Here is a 622-nt window from a genome sequence, read left to right as displayed (position 1 = left end):
ATTAAAAACCCTTATATATTCTTGCTGGCAGGCTCGGCGGCTTATCTATCGGACAAGCCGGGCCTTGTCCCGTGAATGGGGGCAGGACGGCCGTGTGTCTGCCGCCATTTTTTCTGTGCAAAAAGACAATTTGATAAAGAGGTGACACCATGACGAAGTTAGTAAATGAAATGATTCTTGTGTTGGATTTTGGAAGTCAGTACAACCAGCTGATTACCCGCCGCATTCGTGAGTTTGGTGTATATAGTGAATTGCATCCTCATACGTTGACGGCAGAGGAAATCAAAAAAATGAATCCGAAAGGAATTATTTTGTCCGGCGGTCCGAACAGCGTTTACGACGAAGGATCTTTCCGCTGCGACGAAAAGATTTTCGAACTGGACATCCCTGTTCTTGGAATTTGCTACGGCATGCAGCTGATGACGCATTACCTTGGCGGAAAAGTAGAAGCGGCAAGCCAGCGCGAATACGGAAAAGCAAACATTCATATCGAGGGTGAACCGGATCTGTTTAAAGATCTTCCAAACGAACAAGTCGTCTGGATGAGTCATGGTGATCTAGTAGTTGAAGTTCCAGAAGGCTTTACCGTTGATGCGACAAGCCATCATTGCCCGAACTCAGC

1 protein-coding gene is annotated in these 622 nt (G+C 46.5%); it reads left to right on the top strand.

What is annotated here, in order from left to right; all coding sequences use genetic code 11:
• Positions 1 to 149 precede the first annotated feature (149 nt).
• Positions 150 to 622, top strand: a 473-nt coding sequence (gene guaA, locus ACWHAR_RS28910; RefSeq protein WP_452088677.1) for a glutamine-hydrolyzing GMP synthase, incomplete at its 3' end; no start/stop codon positions are given.

Source organism: Bacillus sp. LR--39 (genome assembly GCF_053613335.1).
This window is presented reverse-complemented; position numbering and strand designations above follow the sequence as displayed.